A 19,779-nucleotide genomic window follows, 5' to 3' on the forward strand; every position below is an offset into this window, starting at 1 on the left:
TTGCGTTTCCAATGACGCTCCCACAATTCGTTGCTGGTCGTACCGGCCGCATATCGCCCCGTATGCAGCGGCGTCTGCTTCGCAACGCTCCGATCCCCGTAGCACCGCCACAGCCTGAAAATACGTGACGGCATTTGACTCGATGCAGCCAATGGAAACGACGGAACCCTGCACCATCCACGATCGATATCTCGCAATTTTCAAAGCGAACCTGCTCGCCGGCACATTCCTGATCGGATGTGCGGTTATGATCGGATCGCCGCTATTTCTCGACGATTCGCTGCCGTGGAAGATCGCCGGCGGTGTGGCGCTGGCCACCACCATCGGCCAGGCCGCCGCATGGAGAGTCGACGACGGGCGCGGGCGCCTGTGGCTATACGGCGTGGCTGCGGTTCTCGTGAGCGCGTCGATCTACGTGTGGACCGCGGGTATCTCATGGATATTTTTTGTTTCATCCGTGCCGATGCCGTCGACGCTTCGCGCCATGTGCATTGCTGTGACCATGACGGGGACTCTTCTCTGGGTGGTCATGACGGCCCGCCAGGTATCCGCCGTTCTCGGGAAGCCCGAATTCATCGTGCAGGCCTTCAGAGACGCCGGCAGCGAGATTCAGTACAGCCTGTCGGCAATGCAGCAGTTGAGCACATTGTCGAACTATCGCGGCCCGATTGCCCGGATCGCTCAGGGGCTCGTCCTGTTCGCCGCGCCGGCCGTGTTCCTGGCAGTGAGGATACGGGCACCTTTGCCGGCGTCAGCGGATTTATTGTTATTTTCGACGGTGTTGCTGACCCCGTGCTCGCTGTTCTTCGCGGGCCTTGCCGTCAAGAGCATCCTGTTGATGATTGTCACACCCCATCGGCTGGAGCGCGTTCACGGGAAGCCGGTCACATTGACGGACGATTGAAACAACGAGGCTGGCAGCCGGCCACGATCCGACAGCCGCCAGCGAGCGCTTAGAGGGCCTGCGCGGCAACAGCCCCGCGCGACCCGCTTCCAACGAAGCGATGCGAACACCGCCCCGCGAGGCGGCAACGCCCTCCGCCTACTGCCCCACCCGAAACTCGATCCGCCGATTCCGTGCCCGCCCATCCGCCGTATCGTTCGGCGCGATCGGCTGATCCGGTCCGACGCCCGTCGTCGTCATCTGCTGCGGCGGAATGCTCTTCGTGATCAGGTAGCCCTTCACCGAATCCGCACGCGCCTGGCTCAGCGCGATGTTCGACGTGCGGTTCCCCGAATTGTCGGTGTGGCCGATGATGTCGACCGTGCGGTTCGGCATCTTCGCAAGTGCCGCCGCCATCTGGTCGAGGATCAGCTTGCCCTGCGGCGTGAGCGTCGCGCTGCCCGTCTCGAACTCGATCGTCCGGTTCGCGAGCGTCTGGTCGAGCACGCCCTGTTCGGACGCCGACACGCGCAGCCCGTTCTTGATCGTATACGTCGGGTTCAGCGTGTTCGCCATGTCGCTCGCGAGCTGCTGGCGTTGCGCCTCGTTGTGCACCTCGCCCTTCATCTCGATCTGCGTGCCGTTGATCTTCAGCTGCCCCTTGCTGATCTGCTTGAGCTGCGTGCCGAGCAGCTTCTGCACGTTCGCGCTCCAGTTCGGCGGCGTGGCGACATCGCCCACCTCGATCTGGTCGACGACGTTCGTCGCGCCGTAGGTATCGCGCAGCTTCTGCAGCACGGCGGCCTTGGTCGCCTCGTCGGGCACCTTGCCGCCGACGACCACCTGGCCGGGCGTCGCGGTCGCGGGCGGCGGCGTGACGGTGTTCGCGGTGCCGGCCGTGCCGTGCACGACGGCGCCGGACGCCGTCCCCGGCGCGGCGCCGGGGTTCGCGGACAGCGCGGTGGTCGCGACCGTGCCGTTGCCGACCGGTGTGACGGTCGCGCCGGTGTTCTGCGCGAGGGCCGCGCCGCTGGCGAAGAGCCCGGCAGCGAGGAGGGCGGCGACGGCGGGCGAGCGCGCGGCCGAAAAGCGCGCGCGCCGGGCTTGAATCGTGCGATGCATGCCGTCAGCCTCCGATGAACGCTTCGCGGAACGCGTCGATGGCGACACGCAGCGAGAGTTGCGGTTGGTCGAGGTAGCTGACGAGCTTGCTGATCTGGTGATCGTTTTGCGCATGGGCGTCGATCCACTCGGGATCGTCGATGTCGATGTTGTGGGCGGCGTAGGTCTGCGGGTCGACGACGCTCAGCAGCGTCTTCGCCGACGCGCCGTTGAAGCCGATGATGAGCCGTTCGCGCTCGGCGATCGTGCCGATGAAGATCGCGAGCTCGAAGTCGGCCTGCGCGACGAACGGTGCGATCAGTTCGAGCCAGAACGCGGCGACGAGGCTGCGGTAGAACGGATCGACCGGCAGCGGCAGCGTGAGGCCGCGCTCGATGTGCGACGAGCCGCTCTGCATCACCGGCCGCAGCAGCGAGCCGAGCGCGAGCATCGCGCCACGCAGCCGCACCGGATGACCGCTTTCGAGCAGCATCTCCTGGAGGCCGTGCAGCGTCTGGTGCTCGACGAAATCGTTGAAGGTGCCGTCATGCGACGTGCCGGGGCCGCCGATGTCGATCGGCACCTGCGTGTCGCCGAGCGCCTGCAGCGCGCCGGGCGGCTCGTCCTTGCCGAGCAGCGGCGGGATCTGCGTGGCGACGCGCGACCACAGCCGCGCGAACGCGAGCGGGCTGCGCGCGAGGAACGCGAGCGGCCGGTCGACCTCGAGCGCGGTCGCGCCGAGGAACGGGAAGCGGCGCATCGACACGTCGTGGCTCGCGACCATGTGGCCCGCGATCGCGAGCTTGCTGCGCGAGCCGAGGAACGCGAAATGCATCGGCTTCGCATCCTCGTAGACGAGCTTCCAGCGCGGATCTTCCGCGAGCAGTTCGAGCGCCTGCGCGATCCAGCGGTCGAGCGTCTGCAGCAACTGCGGGTTGTGCGGGCTCTTCACGAAGTCGCCGCGCGACGGGATCTTGCCGAAGTAGGCGATCTGCGCCTGTACGGTTTGCGTCATTGCGCCCCCTGGGCATGCGTTGCGTTGGCGGCCGCGACGGCCGGCGCTGCGGCCGGCGTGCCCGTGCCGGCGGTCTGGGTTGCGTTCTGCGCGGCACCCGCGCTGGCGTCGGCGACCGACGACGGCAGCTGCAGGCCGCGCAGGCTCTGCTGCTGCGGCTGGTCACCGCCACCGCCGGACGGTTGCGACGTGCTGATGATGCGCATCGTCACCGACACGTTCACGCTGCCCTGCGCCCACGTCAGGTCGAAGGTGCCGTCCGGACGGCGCTTGCGCTGTGCCGAGTTGATCAGCTTCTCGAGACCGTAGCGGCCCGGCTCGTTGACGAGCTGCACCGTGCGGCCGTCGAAGGTCGTCGCGGACAGCGTCGCGCCCGGCGAGCCCTGCGGGTTCGGCCACACGAAGTTGGTCCACTGCGGCGGCGTGTTGCGGTAGCGCAGCTGCTGGCCGTCGATCGCGATCGTGTATTCCGTCGTGCCCGTGCTCGGCTGCGGCAGGATCTGGAACACGGTCTGCGGCTCGGACGACGCGGCGGCGCTGCCTGCTGCTCCGCCTGCAAGCGGCGCGACCCAGCGTGCGAAGCCGTTCGTGAAGTCCGGCGTGAGGCCGATGCCCATGTCGCCCCACGTGCGGGCGGCGAGGGTGTCGCCGCGGCGCACCGCGAGCGGCCCGAGCGTCGTGCCGACGAACTTCGCGATCGAGCCGTCCGGACCGAACACCTGCGCGATTTCACCGGCGCCGGCCTCGACCTTCGCGCTCGCCGCGAACGGGTACTTCGTCGCGAGCGAGTTCTGGAACGGCTGGTAGACCTGCGCGTTCCACACCTTGTTGACTTCGGCGCTGGCCGGCTGGATCACGACCGCGAACGCCTGCATCAGCGGCCGCACCAGCAGCGGACGCAGCGACTTGCGTTGCGAATCGGTGAGGCCCGTCAGCATCTGCTCGTCGACGAGCTTCAGCGAATCGGCGAGTTCCGAACCGTTGCCGTCGAGCGTCTGCTGCATCAGCTGGCGTGCGCCCGGGCCCGGGTCGCCCTGGTTCTTGATCACGTTGAAGCGCGTGCGGACCTTCGACAGCGATTCCATGTAGCCCTTGAGCATCGACGTGCCGTCATGCGTCGCGACGATCCGCGCGAGCCCGATGAACTCCTGGCCGATCGGACCCATCGGCACCTCGGCCGGATTGCCGTTGATGTCGATGTTGGCAGCCGCCACCTGGCCGGCCGGCGAGCGCGAGAACAGTTGCTTGACCCAGTTCACGACGCCCGTCTGCGCCTTCTTGATCGTCACGTTCGCGAGCGACGGGTTGTCCCACGAAGTCTGGTCGTACGCGGTCTCGAGGATCTTGCGGATCGGCGAATCCTGCGGGTCGCCGAGGCGGTTCATCCCGTCGACGGCCTGGCCGAAGCTGCTGAAGCCCTGCACCGCGATGCCCTGCATGAACTTCTGCCAGTGCTGCGCGTACTCGGTCTTGTACATGCCGACCAGCGTCTTCTGGATCTGCTCGGGGCTACCCTCGAGCGTCAGGTCGTCCTGAGTCGACGTGTTCAGCACCCAGTCCTTCGCCTGCAGTTCCTTGGTCGCCGCGTCGCGGATCGCCGGCTGCACGTAGTCGAACCACGCTTCGCGCGTGAACGTGCCCGGAATCGCGTAGCTGCCTGCCACGAGCCCCTGGTTGCCGTCGCCGACGATGCGCGCGATGGTCATCGGCGCGAAGCGGGTCGACGCGCGCGCCTTGATTTCCTCATAGACGCGCTGGCGGGCCGGCATTCCGCGCACGACGTGGCGCAGGTTCTCGCGGGTCTGGTCGACGAGCGCGAGGTTCGCGTCGATCATCGGCCAGTTGTCGTCGTTCACGCGGGCCAGGTAGAACGAGATCATGCGCTCCGCGCTCTTGATCATCTCGTCACGCGGCATGTTGCCGCGATTCGTCTCGAGCCAGCCGCGCCAGAAGCGGGCGAGCTGGTCGGTCAGGTGCGCCTGCTCGACGTGACGCTTGTCGGACAGCATCAGGTACGTCTTGAGCGCGTTGTACGCGTCCTGCACGTTGGTCGGCGACGCGTCGCTGTAGAGGCCGCCCTGCGGTGCGGCCGGCTGCTGCGGTGCTGCCGGCGCGGCGCCGGACGCGGCCAGTGCGGCACCGGCCTGCGGCGCGGCGCCCGCCGCGTTCGTCGAGACCGGCATCGTGCCGCCCTGCACGGCGCCCGATTCGGGCGGGCGCGTCATCGGCACGAGCTGTTCGGGGTGCGCGTTCACGTCCTTCATGAACGACGCGAGGTTCTGCGACACCGGGGCGAGCAGGATCTGGCGCACGCCGTTGTAGTACTCGGTCAGCAGGTGCTGCTCGAGACGGTCGCCCTGGTACAGGCCGAGCGACACCGAAATCGGCTTGTCGCGGCGGAACTGCTCGAGCTGCTCGATCCGGTCCTCGAGGATGTCCATCGCCTGCAGGCGCGACTGCAGGTCGTTGCGGCCCTGCTGCAGGCGCGTGACGTTGTCGAGGTCGGCCTGCACGTTCGCGACGAGCTGCTGGTTGCCGATCGTCGACCAGGTCCAGCCGCCCAGCGCGAGCGCAAGCGCCGCGACGAAGCCGAAGAAGGTCGCGTAGCGCAGCCGCGTCTTGGTCGGGCTCGCGAACTGCCGCACCGTCTGGCGATCCGCGAAGATCACCTTCGAGAACAGGTCGCGCAGGAAGAAGCCGTTCTTCGAGAATGCGCTGTGCGGCTTCGGCAGCGCGGCGCCGTCGAGGCCGAAGCGATGCGCGATGCGCTGCGCGGCCGCGCTGTTGGTTTCGCCTTCCTGCAGCGCGCTGGTGAAGTAGAAGCCGCGGAAGATCGGCTTGTACTGGAACGGGTTGTTCTCGAACAGCGTCGCGAGGAATGCGCGCAGCGACGGCTTGATCGTCGAGAATTCGAGCGGGAAGCTCAGCTGGCCCGGCGACAGCTGGTTGCCGCGCGACAGCGACAGCTGCGCGACGCTGATCTCCTTCAGCCCTTCGTAGAGTTCCTCGAAGTGCGTGTCGAACTGCGCGACGACGTCACGCTTGTCGTCGGGTTCGTAGGGCAGGGTGGCGCCCCACACGCGGTCGTACTCGTGCTTGTCGCTGCTGCTGAAGAATTCGGTGAAGCCGGTGATCAAGTCGGCCTTCGTGAACATCACGTAGACCGGCGCGAACACTTCGAGCTTCTCCGTCAGCTCCTGAACGCGCTGGCGGAGGTTTTTCGCGAGGTTGATCGCGAATTCGGGGCGGTTGCCGGTGAGTTCGGCGATGCTCGCGGTGACGATGATGCCGTTGATCGGCGCCTTCGGGCGGTAGCGCTTGAGCAGGCCGAGGAAGCCGAGCCACTCGCTGCGGTCTTCTTCATGCACCGAATAGCGGCCGGCCGTATCGAGCAGGATCCCCTCGGTCGTGAAGAACCAGTCGCAGTTACGCGTGCCGCCGATGCCGTGGATCACGGCGCTGTTCTTGTCCGCGAACGGGAATTGCAGGCCGGAATTGAGCACGGCGCTGCTCTTGCCCGCGGCCGGGTTGCCGATCACGATGTACCACGGCAGTTCGTACAGCGCGGAGCCGCCCGACACCTGGCCGATCTTCGACGTCTTGATCGTCTTCACCGCATCCGACAGGCGCGTGCGCAGCACGTCGAGGTCGGCCGTCTTCGCGTCGGGGGCGAGCGCGGCGGCGGCGGGCGCGGCGATCTTGCCGGTTTCCGCCTGCTCTTCCAGCACCTGGCCGAGTTGCTGGTTCGCGCGCTTCACGCGCCAGCGGCGCCACAGCGCGACGACGAGCCACAGCGCGAGGATCGCCGCGAAGGCGATCGCCGCCCACAGGAGCGGCAGCTGCAGCATGTCGGCGACGATGAACAGAATGGCCGCTAGCGCGACGATCCCGACGATCGAGAGCGTACGCGGATGAGTCAGCACGTTGAGGATGCGTTGCATAGGACGTTCAGGTTCCGGTGCGATTCGATGAGGCGACGCAGGCGCGCCGAGCGGCAAGGGTGGCGCCGCGATGTGTCGCCATGCTGTCAAACGGGATGAAGGGGGCTGGCATCAATGCGCCCGCGGCATCGGAGAAGGCGCGCGCATTAACGAAAGGACGCTGTGAGATTTAAAACGGAAGCGGCGGCCGGAAAAAATCGCGCACCGGAATGCATGATTTTTTGCGCCGCCCATATCGTTTCCTGCCGGGATATTAAAAAGCCCCATGCCGCCCTCATTATTTCCTGTCCGGCAGCCCTGGCTAGCTGCCGCGTCCCAGTTTAAAACCGGGTTTATGGTATTCCACGTGCCCGAGATCCATCATTTTCCAGCGGCCCCCCCAGGTCAGGCCAACCTGTTCGGCGACCTGGCCATACAACTGGTAGCCGCGCATCGCCCACGGATCTTTCTCGGAGATGACCAGCTTGCCGTCACGCAGGAATGCATTGTCGGCCGCCAGCCCGAATTGGTGATAACTCTGGAAGGCGGCCGCATTGGTCACGTTGGTGCCCATCTGCGCAAGCCGGTTCTGCCGTTCCGGGCTCCGGTAACCTTCCAGCAACGCCATTTCATAACCATATTGTTCGTGCATGATCTTGTAGACCAGCAGCAAACGCGTACGGAAATCCGGATCCAGCAGGTTCCAGTCGCGGCTCGCATCCTTCAGCGCCGGGCGTACCTGTTCGACTTCCTTGGTGGCGAAGACTTCCGGCGGCAGCGGCGGGGGCGGCACGAGCTGTTCGCCCTGCAGCAGCGCGGCGATCTTCTCGTCGGGCACGCGCGCCGTGTCGTCGTACTGGAACAATTGCCGGCCGCGTAACGCAATGGCGACCAATGGCGGCGTCGCAAGAATACCTGCCGATACCATAATCATCAAGCGCCGGCGAACCAGTAAATTTTGCACGTCGTTTAAAGCACCGCGCGTAGCGCTTGCCGATTTAACAATCTGACTTCGCGTACGCGAGGCGCGATCGTTCGCGCGGCGCGTTAGACGGCCGTGAAACTGGGCGACGGATTCGAATACGGTCGCCCGGATACCCGGTAAAAGCAACAGTGCCGCAACCGCGACGGCAAGGGCGAAATAGGCGACGAGTGCGACGGCAATCAAAGAAATCCCCGGAAATTGGAATTGATTGTGTTTTGCAATGCTTGCTCTTAGAATCAGGCTGCTTCGAGAGGCCGGGCTATATTATCGCGGTGAATTAAACCAGGATTCAATGAGACGCTGAATGAGTGCGCCGGAAAATTCAAATTCGAAATCTCCGCCCAGCCTGCTGTCCGATACCAAACCGGCAGGCGACGGAGCTCAGCAGTCGCGCATTCTCGCGAATCTGGAAGGACGTGTCACGCCGCCGGCCGAGCCGCCGCGCCGTTCGCTGAAGGCGCCGATCGCCGCCGTCGTGGCCCTGGTGGTCGCCGTCGGTGGCTGGGGCGCATGGCGCATGCAGCATGCGGGCGGGCAGGCCCCCGCCGTCACGGCCGAGGCTGCGCCGGCAGCCGCGCCGGCGAAGGCCGCGGCGGCCAGCGATGCCGCCGTGCAGGTCGCGCAGAATGCCGCGTCCGCCGCATCCGCCGCGCAGCCGGCCACGATCGTCAACGACGACGCGGCTTCCCGAACCGTTGCATCCGCATCGTCCGCGCCCGCCGCGGACAACAGCCGCCTGTCGCGTGCGCTCGCCAACGGCGCCGACGACGCGTCGGGTGCGGCCACGGCCGGTGCGGCCGCCGCCGCCGCTGCCGCGACGACCAAAACCGCCAAGGCCGACGCCGCGAAGGGCGCGAAGGTCGCCGCGCACGGCAAGACCGATACGAAGGCCGACACGAAAGCCGAGGCCCGCAAGCGTCACAAGGAACAGCAGGCCGAGCTCGCGCAGGCGAAGAAGCATCGCGACGCGACGCCGGCCCGTACCGCGAAGGCGGCCGGGAAGGACGATCCGGATGCGGACCTGCTCGCAGCGCTCGTCGCGCGCACGAAGCCGGCCGACAAGAAGCTTGCCGCGCAGAAGGCGCAGGCCGTGCCGACCAAGACGGCCGCGACGACCGGCTCGCTGGCGTCGCGCGTGAAGGAGTGTTCGGAGCGCGGTTTCTTCGAGGATCAACTGTGCCGCTGGCGCGTCTGCGATGGTCACTGGGGCAAGGACCCCGCGTGCCCGAGCGCCGCGCAGTCGGAGACGCGGCAGTAACGCGTCCCGCGCGTGTCGACCCGCCGCACCTGCGCCGCCCGTTGGGCGGCGCGTTGCTTTTGGGGCCGCGGAACCGGACGGTATGATGCGGCGTGACGCTGTCACCGGCGCGTCACGCCCGTCGGGCATACGTCTCCTTTCCTTTTCCGGCGCGGGTGCGCGACCCGCTATGCGCGGCGCGCCGTGCGCCGCACGACCTTCGACACGATGGACCTGATCGTACAGACTTACGGCGCCGATACGTCCGGCATGGTGTGCGGATTCCGCTTCGTTCCCGGCGGCTCCGGCGCGACGCTCGATGCGGACACGGCTGCCGGGTGGCTGCGAACGTGCCGCGAGCACGATGCCGCGTCGGGCGATTTCGTCTGGCTGCACTTCAATCTCGCGCACGGCGCGAGCGAGCGCTGGATGCGCACGCATCTCGGGCTGCCCGACAGCTTCTTCGCATTCCTCCACGAAGGCTCGCGCTCGACGCGCATCGAGCAGGAAGACGGCGCGCTGCGCGCGATCGTCAACGACGTGATGTTCAACCTCGAACTGACGCCGTCGGAGATCGCGACGCTGTTCGTCCACGTCGAGCGGCGCATCATGGTCACCGCGCGGCTCAAGCCGCTGCGCTCGGTCGACACGCTGCGCGCGTGCGTGCGCGACGGCGAGCAGTTCAGGTCGCCCGCGGAACTGCTCGTCCACCTGCTGCGCGACCAGGCCGACCTGCTGATCCAGATCATGCGGCGCACGAGCGTCGACGTCGACCGCATCGAGGATCGCTTCCTGTCGCAGCGGCTCACGTCGAGCCGCATCGAGCTCGGCGCGATGCGCCGCACGCTGACGCGCCTGCAGCGCATGCTCGCGCCCGAGCCCGGGTCGATCTTCCGGTTGCTCGCGAAACCGCCTGCGTGGCTGCATCTGGAAGACGTGCAGGAACTGCGCGAATCCACCGAAGAGTTCTCGCTGGTGCTGGCCGACCTGGCGGGGCTCAACGAGCGGATCAAGCTGTTGCAGGAAGAGATCGGTTCGCGTCTCGACGAGCAGAACAACCGGACGCTGTTCACGCTGACGCTCGTGACCGTGATCGCGCTGCCGATCAACATCGTCGCCGGCTTCTTCGGGATGAACGTCGGCGGCGTGCCGTTCTCGGAGAACAAGCACGGCTTCTGGCTGATGGTGCTGCTCGTCGCGGGTTTCACGGCGCTCGCCGCATGGTGGGCGTTCCGCCGGCGCAACGACCGCTAGCACCACCGGCGCCGCATCGCCGCATCGACGCGTCAGCGCAACAGCGCGATCGCGCGTTCGCCGATCACCATCCCGAGCAGGCCCACGAGCGCGACGAGCGGCGGGGCCGGCGAGCGCACGTGCAGCAGCGCGTACAGCACGCCGACGCCGAGGCCCACTGCGAGCGAAGTCACGTAATCCATCATGGCGGTCTCCCGTGTGGTCCGGCGTCAAGGCTTGAGGATGACGCGCTCGCGCGCACCGGCCAGCACTGCGCGATACGCGTCGTGTGCGCGCTCGAGCGGGTACACGTAGTCGTCACCGATCGGGAACGGGCGCAGCGTGCCGTTGCCGAAGCCGGGCGCGAGCGTGTCGAGGAACTGCGCGACCGTGGCGCCGCCGAGCTGCAGCGAATCGACGCCCACGAACGTGTGCTGGCCGCGATAGAACGCGAAGATGTCGAACGGCACGCTGCGCTCGATCGTCGAGATGAAGATCTGCCGCGCGCCGATCGCCATCGACGCGTTCGCCGCTTCGAAGTACGGGCTGCCGACCGTGTTGTAGACGATGTCGGCACCGTGGCCGCCGGTGGCCGCGCGTACCGCATCGGCCACCGGTTCTTTCGACGCGTCGATCATGCGCACGTCGCCCGATGCGTGGCCGCGATAGCCGCCGGCGCTGCGCTCGACGCCGATCACGGTCGCGCCGTGCGCGGTCGCGAGCTGGATCGCCGCCTGGCCGACTTTCCCGTTCGCGCCGAATACGAGCACGACGTCGCCGGCCTTCGGCATGCCGGCGCGGCGCAAGCCCTCATAGGCGGTGACGAACGGCACGCCGACGCCGGCCGCTTCGTCGAGCGTCAGCACGGCGGGCTTGCGGCGCACCAGGGGCGCGTCGAGCACGAGCCACTCCGCGTGCGAGCCGTCGCGATGCACGCCGAGATCGCCGCCCGAGCCCCACACCGGCGCGCCGATCCAGCCGTCCGGGCCGCTGCGCACGATGCCGGCCCAGTCGCGCCCGGGCGTGCGCGGCCACACCGCGTGCGGCATGCGGCCGAGCGCGGCCTTCACGTCGCTCGGGTTCACGCCGGCCGCGCGCACCTCGATCAGCATCTGGCCGTCGGCGGGGACGGGCGGGTCGATTTCCCTGACGCGCGCGTCGAGCGACTCGATGTCGGCGGCGGGGGCGTCGAAGCGGATGCTGCGCATGATGATCTCCGTAGCGGATGGCTGGCGCGCGGCCCGATGGGGCGGGGCGCGCAGCGGGTGAAAAGGATGCATGCAGTCTAGTCGGCCCGGTTTGACGCGGAAACGTGCAAAGGCGGATGATTGCTTTGCGTTAAACGCATAGCCAAATCGGAAGGCACCGAATGGACGACTTTCTTTCCCCGCATCTGGCGCTGTTCGTCGACGTGGTCGACCAGCAGAGCTTCTCGGCGGCCGCGCGCCGGCTGGGCGTCGCCGCGTCGTCGGTCACACGGCGCATCGACCGGCTCGAGACGCAGCTCGGCATCCGCCTCCTGCATCGCACCACGCATGCGCTGCGGCCGACCGAGGCAGGCCAGTTGCTGTACGAACGCGCGACGCGGATGCTGGCCGAGCTGCGCGGCCTGCAGGAAGACCTGCACAGCCAGCACGACGAGCCGAGCGGGCTGCTGCGCGTCGACTGCCCGGCGCCGTTCGGCCGCCGGCACCTGATGGCCGCGCTGGCAGCCTTCATGCAGCGCCATCCGGCGCTGCAGGTCGACCTGGTGCTGACCGACAGCATGGTCGACCTGCAAGGCGCGCGGCTCGGCTCCGACGTCGATCTCGCGATGCGCATCGGCCCGCTCGAGGACACGCGCTTCGTCGCGACCGTGCTGGCGCCGCAGCGGCGCGTGCTGTGCGCGAGCGCGGCGTATCTCGCGCGGCGCGGCGAGCCCGAGTCGCCCGACGCGCTCGCCGGCCACGACTGCCTCGCCTGGCACGGTGCGCCGCCGCCGGGCGCATGGCGCTTCGGCGAGCGCCGCCACGTGCCGGCGCAGCCGCGGTTTCGCAGCAATCATTCGGAAGCGTTGCTCGAAGCCGCGATCGACGGGCTCGGTCTCGCGCACCTGCCGACCTGGCTCGCGGGCGACGCGCTGCGCGACGGACGCTTGCGCGCGGTGCTGCCGCAGTTCGCGGCGGCGCCCGAGCCGGCGACGATCCACGTGTTGCGCCAGCAGGCGCGCGGCACCGCACGCGCGTCGCGGCTCGTTGCGTTTCTCGCGACGTGGTTCGCGCAGCCGGCGTGGGATGCCGCGTGGGCATGACGGCCGGCGGCAGCCCGTGCCGAAAGAAAAAAGGGCCTCGCATGCGAGGCCCGTCAAAGGTCGGAGAAACCGGTACGCCGGCCGGCAGCCGCAGGCTGCGCGGCGCCGGCCGGATGCGCACCGTTACTGCGTCACTACCTTGCGCGGCTTGAAGATGCCCTGGTATTGCAGCGCCGGGCGTTCCTTCGTCACCGGCTCGAGGCCGCCGAAGGTCGGCGTCTGGCGCAGCTTCATCGCGGCCGGCGAAGCGACCGAACCGATCGACGTCGAGCGCGAGGCCGGCGCGAGGTTGTTCGCGACGAGCAATGCGGCCTCGCTCTTCAGGTTCGCGAGCAGGACCGGATCGGTCGAGCTGTTGACCTGCGTGAGCAGCCCGCTCCAGGCCGCGTCGCTGTAGTTCACGACGTAGTAGTCGAGCCCGCTCGGGTCGGCGACCACGCCCGTGCAGCCGTCGACGCGCGTTTGCGTCTGCGTGTCCTTCAGCGCGAGCGTCGTGCGTTTCGCGAGACCCTGGCCGTACGCGAGCGTGATCGGCACCGTCCATTGCAGGCCCGGATACGCGTTCTTGTTCGGGAACGGCTGCTGTTTCAGCGTGATGACCGTCTGGTTCTTCGTCAGGTCGCACTGCGTGTCGAGCGAGATCAGCGGCACGCCGGTCTGGCGGACGTAGCTGTCGCCGATCGCGCCGATCGCCTGGCCGCTTTCCTTCGACAGCGCATCCCACAGACGCTTCGGCGTACCGTTGCCGAACGAGTAGTCGACCAGGTACTGCTGCAGACCCTTGCGCAGCGTCTGTTCGCCGAGATAGTTCTCGAGCGTCTTCAGCACGTGGCCGCCCTTGTCGTACGTGAACGCGCTGGCGCTCAGCACGAAGTCGTTCGACGCCCAGCCGTTGAAGTTCGGCGCGACCGGGAACGCGTTCGGGCCGATGTCACGATTGATCACGCGGTACTTGTTCTTCACCTGGTCGAGCCAGCTGAACTCGTTGGGGAAGAACTGGATCGTCGTCTTCGTCTCGAAGAACGTCGCGAACGACTCGTTGAGCCACACGTTGTCCCACCAGTCGGTCGTGACCAGATCGCCGAACCACTGGTGCGCGACTTCGTGCGTCAGCACCTCGTTGCCGTAGTGCGACATCGGCTGGCCCGGCTGCGGCAGGATGTCGTCGGCGAACTCGAGGATCGATCCCCAGTTCTCCATCCCGCCGAAGTTCAGGTCCTTCTGATCCTTGAACGCGTCGTTCGCGGCCACCGTGTCGAACTTCGTCAGCGGCAGCGCGATGCCCGTGTAGCGGTAGTAGAAGTCGAGCGCCTGCTTGGTGCGATCCATCGCCGGCTTCGCCCAGTCGCTCATGCCCGGCGGCGTGAACACGCGCAGGTGCAGGCCGCCCTTGCCGCCCGGCAGCGGGCTCGTGAAGTCGTCCTCGTAGGTGTCGAACAGGCCGCCGCCGAAGAACAGCAGGTACGACGGCATCGGCGGGGTCTTCTCGAACTGCACGAGCTTGTAGCCGCCGCCGACGTTGGTCGACGGTTTCTCGGCTGCGTTCGACACCACGCGCCAGCTTTGCGGCACTTCGGCCGTCACTTCATAGGTCGGGCGGAATGCCGGCTCGTCCCAGCCGGGGAACCACTGGCGCGACAGGTTGGTTTCGCCTTGCGTGAGGATCGCGCCGCTCGTCTTGCCGTCGGTGCCCTTCAGGTCGACGCGGAAGATGCCTTCCGCGGCCGAGCAGCCCGGATACGGATCGTCGCCGCAGCTGCCGCCGGTCTTCGCGACCGGATCGTCATACGACTTGAAGTTGATGATGCCCGACCATTCCATGTGCAGCGAATAGTTGCCCGGCGAGATCGTGCCGCTCACCGGGCGCAGCTGGTAGAAGTCGCCCTTGTCCTGCGGTGTCGCGATCAGCTGGATGTTGCCCGGCTGCAGCGTGATGCGGCCGTTCGTGAACTTGATCCGGTGGCCGGCGATCACGATGTTGTTGACCGGCTTCAGCACCTTGATCTCGACGTCGGCACGGCCGTCGAACGCGTTCAGCGCGTCGTTCGGGCGGAACCACAGCCGGTAGTTCACGGGTACCACGGTGTCCGGCAACTCGACAGGCGAGACGCTCTTGTCGACGTTGGACGTGGCCGGCGGAGGTGCGCTCGGTGGCGCGGTGACGGTGGGCGACGAGCCCGAGTGCGGCGCGCCGGCGGAGCTGAGCGCGGACGCCGAGCCCGCGCCGCCGTCGTCGCCGCCGCACCCGGCTAGCGCGAGCGCGGCGACGATCGGCAGATAACGCATCTTGCGAATGTTGATCGACATGACTGAAACCTCGATTGTTGAAAGAATCGTTCAGTGCTGCGAAAACGCCGGCAAAAACAATCCCCTCGCCGTTAATCAACAGCGATGAAAATGCCAATGACGGATTATTCGAAAAGACGGCGGCCGACTACGTGAAGGTAATCATGGTTTACTGCCCCCTCTGGATTTCCGGATGTCGGTTAACTTGCCGGTTCAAAATGGCCGGGCGCGTGTTGTACTGAATTGATTTCGCGCGCACGACACGGAGCCGCACGCCCTGGGCGGGCGCGCTGTCCCCTTTGAACAGACGACCTACGGGGCTGGCCGGGCCTCGTCGCAAGATGGCAGGAAGGCATGTCGCCGTTCCGTAAAATCACCGTCATGCGGCATCAAGGTTTGTCGGCTTGCTCGAAGGATGCGTAAATATACTTGATGGTTTTGGGTAAAGGAAACGAAAAATTTAGAAATTGAATCTATTGAATTCGCCGTGCTTCATTGAATGCTGGGAAGCATTAATGCGCATTCCATTCGGCATTTATTTTCGTAGTTTTAATCTATTAACGATCTCGCGAGACTGCGAAAACTACGAAACCCGGCGTACCGGGGCGTGCTCGGTACAATGCAGCGACGACAAGCTCACCGATTGCTGCGAGGAGGTTCTCCCATGCCACGACTCCTGTTCCGTATCGCGCCGCTGCGCGCCGTGCTGCTGCTGTTCGCCGCCGTGCTCCTGCTCGGCGGCTGTGCGGGGCTGACGCGCGACCCGGTGCGCGTGACGGTCGCCGGGCTCGACCCGCTCGTCGGGCAGGGCCTCGAGATGCGTTTCAGCCTGAAGCTGCGCGTGCAGAACCCGAACGACACGCCGATCGACTACGACGGCATTTCGGTCGCGCTCGACCTGAACGGCACGCCGTTTGCGAGCGGCGTCAGCGATCGCTCGGGCACCGTGCCGCGCTTCGGCGAGGCCGTGCTCGACGTGCCGGTTTCCGTGTCGGCCTTCGCGGCCGCGCGGCAGGCGTGGAACCTGCCCGGCGCGGCCGCGAACGGCGAGCTGCCGTATGCGCTGCGCGGCCGGCTCGCGGGCGGCGTGCTCGGCACCGTGCACTTCAACGATGCCGGCACGCTGCGCCTGCCCGCGATGCCGGGGTGGGGCGGCTGAACCCGGCGTACCCGGCGGCGCGCGGCGCGGGCCGGCCCCCGCGCTTTGCCGCGCGGGCAAAGCGCGGTATGGTGTGAGCCGCGCGGCGCCCGCATTACCGTCGCGCCGCCCGTTGAAGCCAACCGTAACCGAGTTCGCGTGACCGATTTCCCCGTTTTCCACTGGACCGACGCCGACGGCGCCGATCATGCCGTACGCTGGCGCTCCGAAGCCGGCGTGCAACCGCCGAAGCGCGCGGTGCCCGCCGACGACCGCCTCACCGCCGACGCGGCCTACCGTCTCGCCTGCGAGGGCACCGCGCTCGTCTGGCAGGGCGATTTCCAGAATGCGCGCCAGCTCGTGCAGGCGATGGCGCGCCGTGTCGAGCGCAAGCCGAAGAAGGCGAAAGCCGCGGCCGGCGTCGACGCGTTCAACCTGCATCGTCTCGCGCAGTCGCAGCGCGCCCGCACGCTCGGCATGCTGCTGATCCCGCTCGAGGCCGACTACACGATTGCGCTGCGCCGTGCGCCCGACGTGCGCGCCGCATGCGAAGAGGCGTACGGGCCCGGCGGCGCGCCGTCGGTCGTGTCGCTGCGCGAACTGCTCGGCCTCGTCGGCGCGCACGAATGGCGCAAGAAAGGGGTGCCGATCCCGGCGCTCGGCGGTGCGCCGATCCACCCGCACTACGGCGTGTTCTCGCCGGTGCGCGGCGAATACGTCGAACTCGTCGCGCGCGCGCCGCTGCCGGCAACCTCGCTCGCGTTCGACATCGGCACCGGCACCGGCGTGCTGGCGGCCGTGCTGGCGTCGCGCGGCGTCGAGCGTGTCGTCGCGACTGACCAGGATCCGCGCGCGCTCGCCTGTGCGCGCGAGAACGTCGAGCGGCTGGGCCATGCGGATCGCGTCGAAGTCGTCGAGGCGGATCTGTTTCCGGCCGGCCGTGCGCCGCTCGTGGTCTGCAACCCGCCGTGGGTGCCGGCCCGGCCGAGCGCGCCGATCGAATACGCGGTCTACGATCCGGACAGCCGCATGCTGCGCGGTTTCCTCGCGGGGCTTGCCGCGCACCTCGAGCCGGGTGGCGAAGGCTGGCTGATCCTGTCCGATTTCGCCGAGCATCTCGGCCTGCGGCCGCGCGACACGCTGCTGCAATGGATCGACGAAGCCGGCCTCGTCGTGCTTGGCCGCGACGACATCCGTCCCGCGCACCCGAAGGCGATGGATGCCGACGATCCGCTGCACGCGGCACGCCAGGCCGAGGTCACGTCGCTCTGGCGGCTCGGCGCACGAGCCTGACCGCGCATTTTCGGTAAACTGTCGCCATTCCTCACGAATTCCCGCCGCCGGGCCGTGGTCGACCGACCGTGGCCCGGCGCCGCATCACGATGTCGAACAAGACCCACGAAATCCGCCCGGAGCAGTCCGTCGAGCTGCTGAAGGAACTGCACATCCTCACCCGCGACGGGAAGCTGAACCAGGACAGCCGCCGCAAGCTGAAGCAGGTCTATCACCTGTTCCAGTTCATCGAGCCGCTGCTCGCCGGCGTGCAGGCCGAGCGTGGCAGCGTGACGCTCGTCGATCACGGCGCCGGCAAGTCGTATCTCGGCTTCATCCTGTACGACCTGTTCTTCAAGCAGCAGCCGGGGCACGGCACACCGGCGTTCGCGTCGCACGTGTACGGGATCGAGACCCGCGAGGAGCTCGTCACGCGTTCGGCCGAGCTCGCGGCCCGGCTCGGGTTCGGCGGCATGTCGTTCCTGAACCTGTCGGTTGCCGATTCGATCACGTCGCCGAAATTGCCTGAAACGGTCGACGTCGTCACCGCGCTGCACGCGTGCGACACGGCGACCGACGACGCGATCCGCTTCGCGCTCGCGAAGCGCGCGCAGCATATCGTGCTGGTGCCGTGCTGCCAGGCGGAGGTCGCGGGCGTGCTGCGCAAGAACAAGGGCAAGTCGCTCGCGAACGCGCTGACGGAAGTGTGGCGGCATCCGCTGCATACGCGCGAATTCGGCAGCCAGATCACCAACGTGCTGCGCTGCCTGCAGCTCGAAGCGCACGGCTATCAGGTCAGCGTGACCGAGCTGGTCGGCTGGGAGCATTCGATGAAGAACGAGCTGATCATCGCGCAGTACAAGAACCTGCCGCGCCGGCGGCCCGGCGAGCGGTTGAACGAGATCCTCGGAATGTTCGGGCTGGCCGAGCTGAACGCACGCTTCTTCGTGCCGGAAGCCGCGGCCGCGGGCGGCGAGGTCGCCGAACCGGCCGCCGGCTGACCTGCGCATGGGCGGGCGCGTCGCGTGGCGCCCGTTGCTCGTCGCCCGTTACACGCCCCCCGTTGCACGTCGCACGTTACACGCCGTGTCAGACGTCGTCGCCCGGCCGGCGCATCCATTCGCGCCAGCCGTCATGGCCGAGGCGCCGCAGCGTTTCCTGATTCTTTTCGTAGATCGCGGACGCGTCCGGGAACGCGTCGACCGCGCGCGCGATGCTGTCCTCGCGCAGCAGGTGCAGGATCGGGTACGGCGCGCGGTTTGTGTAGTTCTCGATGTCGTCGGGCTCGCTGCCCTCGAACCGATAGTGCGGATGGAAGCTCGCGATCTGCAGCACGCCGTCGAGCCGCAGTTGCCGCACCAGCCGGTCGGCAAAGAACAGCGCATCGTTGTAGTCGATGAAATCGGCGAACGCATGCGGGAAGATCACGAGCGTCGTGTCGACCTGCTGCGGGTCCGCCGCGTCGAGCGCGCGCAGCTCGGTTTCGAGTTCGGCGAGCGCGTCTTCCAGCGTCGTCGCTTCGCTGATCGCGTAGCGCACCTGTTCCTTCACATAGACGCTTTTCGCGAACGGGCACAGATTGAGCCCGATCACCGCGCGCGCGAGCCAGTGCCGCGTGGCGGCGAGGATGTCGTCGTGCGATTCGGGGCGGGTGTCGGTCATCGTGAAACCAGTCGGGCGGAAGGGCGGCGAGGACCGCATTGTAGCGGGCGCGCCGTCACGCGCAGGCGGCCTCGATCAACTGCGTGACGAGTGCGGGCGCTACGCCGATCGGCGTTTGGCCGTGCCGGTAGGTCTGGCTTGCCGCGTAGATGCCTTCGATCACCAGCGCGAGCGAATCGGCGAGCGCCTGCGGCTGCCGCGCGCCGGCGGCTTCGCATAGCGCGACGAGCCGCTTCATCAGCTGCTCCTTGTTCTGCGCGACGCGCTCGCGCGCCGGGTGCGACGCATCCGGGAACTCGGCCGCGACGTTGACGAACGGGCAGCCGCGGTAATCCTGCTGCGTCGCGCGCTCGGCGAGATCGACGAAATACTGGATCAGCTGCGCTTTCGGCTGGCCCGGGCGCTTCGCGACGCTCGTGTTGAAGCGGTCGAAGAAGCACGCATCCATCCGCTCCAGATACGCGAGGATCAGTTCGTCCTTCGACGAGAACTGGCGATACAGGCTCATCTTGTTGACGCCCGCGCGCTCCACGACCGCCTCGACGCCCACCGTCCGAACGCCTTCCCTGTAAAACAGCTCCTCGGCGGCGCGTAGCAGGTGCTCCTGCGCGGTGGCGCCGTCGATCGGCCGGCGCGTGCGGCGCGGCAGCGGTTTGGCGATCTCGATGCCCGACATGATGACCCTCGACTGCATATTGGATTGCTTGACATGTTACCGATTGGTCACTACGATCGCAACACACTTGTGACCGGTCGG

At 67.4% G+C, this 19,779-nt stretch carries 16 protein-coding genes; 7 read left to right on the plus strand and 9 right to left on the minus strand.

Annotated features, from left to right (window positions below; all coding sequences use genetic code 11):
* The first annotated feature begins 151 nt into the window (after positions 1-151).
* The gene (locus tag CFB41_RS02080) at positions 152-904 is read left to right on the plus strand and encodes a hypothetical protein (RefSeq protein ID WP_089455492.1); all 753 of its coding nucleotides are present in this window, start codon (positions 152-154) and stop codon (positions 902-904) included.
* A gap of 138 nt (positions 905-1,042) precedes the next feature.
* Here the strand turns inward: CFB41_RS02080 and CFB41_RS02085 are convergent, their stop codons facing one another.
* The 4 genes from CFB41_RS02085 to CFB41_RS02100 form a co-directional block, all read right to left on the minus strand.
* The gene (locus tag CFB41_RS02085; protein WP_179243604.1) at positions 1,043-2,005 is read right to left on the minus strand and encodes an OmpA family protein; all 963 of its coding nucleotides are present in this window, start codon (positions 2,003-2,005) and stop codon (positions 1,043-1,045) included.
* Between the two features lie 4 nt (positions 2,006-2,009).
* A complete protein-coding gene (gene tagF, locus CFB41_RS02090) occupies positions 2,010-2,999 on the minus strand; it encodes a type VI secretion system-associated protein TagF (protein ID WP_069246999.1) in 990 nt (329 codons plus the stop codon).
* Positions 2,996-6,940, minus strand: a complete 3,945-nt coding sequence (gene tssM / locus CFB41_RS02095) for a type VI secretion system membrane subunit TssM (RefSeq protein ID WP_089455493.1) — start codon at positions 6,938-6,940, stop codon at positions 2,996-2,998. The genes tagF and tssM overlap by 4 nt, the downstream gene beginning before the upstream one ends.
* Positions 6,941-7,241: 301 nt before the next feature.
* Positions 7,242-8,087, minus strand: a complete 846-nt coding sequence (locus tag CFB41_RS02100; RefSeq protein WP_069247001.1) for a M15 family metallopeptidase — start codon at positions 8,085-8,087, stop codon at positions 7,242-7,244.
* A 121-nt stretch (positions 8,088-8,208) separates the two neighbouring features.
* On the opposite strand from CFB41_RS02100, the gene CFB41_RS02105 reads away from it, so the two are divergent.
* Together CFB41_RS02105 and CFB41_RS02110 are read left to right on the plus strand one after the other, a co-directional pair.
* Positions 8,209-9,162: a phage tail protein gene (locus tag CFB41_RS02105; protein ID WP_089455494.1), complete on the plus strand. Its 954-nt coding sequence runs from the start codon at positions 8,209-8,211 to the stop codon at positions 9,160-9,162.
* Between the two features lie 207 nt (positions 9,163-9,369).
* The gene (locus tag CFB41_RS02110; RefSeq protein ID WP_089455495.1) at positions 9,370-10,395 is read left to right on the plus strand and encodes a transporter; all 1,026 of its coding nucleotides are present in this window, start codon (positions 9,370-9,372) and stop codon (positions 10,393-10,395) included.
* A 32-nt stretch (positions 10,396-10,427) separates the two neighbouring features.
* Here the strand turns inward: CFB41_RS02110 and CFB41_RS02115 are convergent, their stop codons facing one another.
* Positions 10,428-10,577: a DUF1427 family protein gene (locus CFB41_RS02115; protein ID WP_242808692.1), complete on the minus strand. Its 150-nt coding sequence runs from the start codon at positions 10,575-10,577 to the stop codon at positions 10,428-10,430.
* 27 nt (positions 10,578-10,604) lie between these two features.
* The gene (locus CFB41_RS02120; RefSeq protein ID WP_089455496.1) at positions 10,605-11,582 is read right to left on the minus strand and encodes a zinc-binding alcohol dehydrogenase family protein; all 978 of its coding nucleotides are present in this window, start codon (positions 11,580-11,582) and stop codon (positions 10,605-10,607) included.
* 161 nt (positions 11,583-11,743) lie between these two features.
* On the opposite strand from CFB41_RS02120, the gene CFB41_RS02125 reads away from it, so the two are divergent.
* Positions 11,744-12,664, plus strand: a complete 921-nt coding sequence (locus CFB41_RS02125; RefSeq protein ID WP_089455497.1) for a LysR family transcriptional regulator — start codon at positions 11,744-11,746, stop codon at positions 12,662-12,664.
* 123 nt (positions 12,665-12,787) lie between these two features.
* Here CFB41_RS02125 and CFB41_RS02130 read toward each other — a convergent pair whose 3' ends face one another.
* On the minus strand, positions 12,788-14,971 hold the full coding sequence (locus CFB41_RS02130) for a M1 family metallopeptidase (protein ID WP_089455498.1): 2,184 nt from the start codon (positions 14,969-14,971) through the stop codon (positions 12,788-12,790).
* Positions 14,972-15,614: 643 nt separating this feature from the next.
* Here CFB41_RS02130 and CFB41_RS02140 point away from each other — a divergent pair.
* The 3 genes from CFB41_RS02140 (at position 15,615) to CFB41_RS02150 (ending at position 18,361) form a co-directional block, all read left to right on the plus strand.
* The gene (locus CFB41_RS02140) at positions 15,615-16,109 is read left to right on the plus strand and encodes an LEA type 2 family protein (protein WP_089455499.1); all 495 of its coding nucleotides are present in this window, start codon (positions 15,615-15,617) and stop codon (positions 16,107-16,109) included.
* Positions 16,110-16,247: 138 nt separating this feature from the next.
* The gene (locus CFB41_RS02145; protein ID WP_089455500.1) at positions 16,248-17,381 is read left to right on the plus strand and encodes a class I SAM-dependent methyltransferase; all 1,134 of its coding nucleotides are present in this window, start codon (positions 16,248-16,250) and stop codon (positions 17,379-17,381) included.
* Positions 17,382-17,470: 89 nt separating this feature from the next.
* The gene (locus tag CFB41_RS02150) at positions 17,471-18,361 is read left to right on the plus strand and encodes an SAM-dependent methyltransferase (RefSeq protein WP_089439153.1); all 891 of its coding nucleotides are present in this window, start codon (positions 17,471-17,473) and stop codon (positions 18,359-18,361) included.
* Positions 18,362-18,449: 88 nt separating this feature from the next.
* Here the strand turns inward: CFB41_RS02150 and CFB41_RS02155 are convergent, their stop codons facing one another.
* Both CFB41_RS02155 and CFB41_RS02160 read right to left on the minus strand, forming a co-directional pair.
* Positions 18,450-19,022 carry a DUF1415 domain-containing protein gene (locus CFB41_RS02155; protein ID WP_089455501.1) on the minus strand — a complete coding sequence of 191 codons (573 nt, stop codon included), beginning with the start codon at positions 19,020-19,022 and terminating at the stop codon, positions 18,450-18,452.
* A 55-nt stretch (positions 19,023-19,077) separates the two neighbouring features.
* The gene (locus CFB41_RS02160; RefSeq protein WP_089455525.1) at positions 19,078-19,698 is read right to left on the minus strand and encodes a TetR/AcrR family transcriptional regulator; all 621 of its coding nucleotides are present in this window, start codon (positions 19,696-19,698) and stop codon (positions 19,078-19,080) included.
* Positions 19,699-19,779 lie beyond the last annotated feature (81 nt).

This window comes from Burkholderia sp. AU33803 (assembly GCF_002223095.1).
Taxonomy (GTDB): domain Bacteria; phylum Pseudomonadota; class Gammaproteobacteria; order Burkholderiales; family Burkholderiaceae; genus Burkholderia.

Bases quoted from the DNA above. Each gene is read 5' to 3' on its own strand.
- CFB41_RS02080 (WP_089455492.1), top strand. From the start codon at position 152: ATGGAAACGACGGAACCCTGCACCATCCACGATCGATATCTCGCAATT.
- CFB41_RS02085 (WP_179243604.1), bottom strand. From the start codon at position 2,005: ATGCATCGCACGATTCAAGCCCGGCGCGCGCGCTTTTCGGCCGCGCGC.
- tagF (WP_069246999.1), bottom strand. From the start codon at position 2,999: ATGACGCAAACCGTACAGGCGCAGATCGCCTACTTCGGCAAGATCCCG.
- tssM (WP_089455493.1), bottom strand. From the start codon at position 6,940: ATGCAACGCATCCTCAACGTGCTGACTCATCCGCGTACGCTCTCGATC.
- CFB41_RS02105 (WP_089455494.1), top strand. From the start codon at position 8,209: ATGAGTGCGCCGGAAAATTCAAATTCGAAATCTCCGCCCAGCCTGCTG.
- CFB41_RS02110 (WP_089455495.1), top strand. From the start codon at position 9,370: ATGGACCTGATCGTACAGACTTACGGCGCCGATACGTCCGGCATGGTG.
- CFB41_RS02115 (WP_242808692.1), bottom strand. From the start codon at position 10,577: ATGGATTACGTGACTTCGCTCGCAGTGGGCCTCGGCGTCGGCGTGCTG.
- CFB41_RS02120 (WP_089455496.1), bottom strand. From the start codon at position 11,582: ATGCGCAGCATCCGCTTCGACGCCCCCGCCGCCGACATCGAGTCGCTC.
- CFB41_RS02125 (WP_089455497.1), top strand. From the start codon at position 11,744: ATGGACGACTTTCTTTCCCCGCATCTGGCGCTGTTCGTCGACGTGGTC.
- CFB41_RS02130 (WP_089455498.1), bottom strand. From the start codon at position 14,971: ATGTCGATCAACATTCGCAAGATGCGTTATCTGCCGATCGTCGCCGCG.
- CFB41_RS02140 (WP_089455499.1), top strand. From the start codon at position 15,615: ATGCCACGACTCCTGTTCCGTATCGCGCCGCTGCGCGCCGTGCTGCTG.
- CFB41_RS02150 (WP_089439153.1), top strand. From the start codon at position 17,471: ATGTCGAACAAGACCCACGAAATCCGCCCGGAGCAGTCCGTCGAGCTG.
- CFB41_RS02155 (WP_089455501.1), bottom strand. From the start codon at position 19,022: ATGACCGACACCCGCCCCGAATCGCACGACGACATCCTCGCCGCCACG.
- CFB41_RS02160 (WP_089455525.1), bottom strand. From the start codon at position 19,698: ATGTCGGGCATCGAGATCGCCAAACCGCTGCCGCGCCGCACGCGCCGG.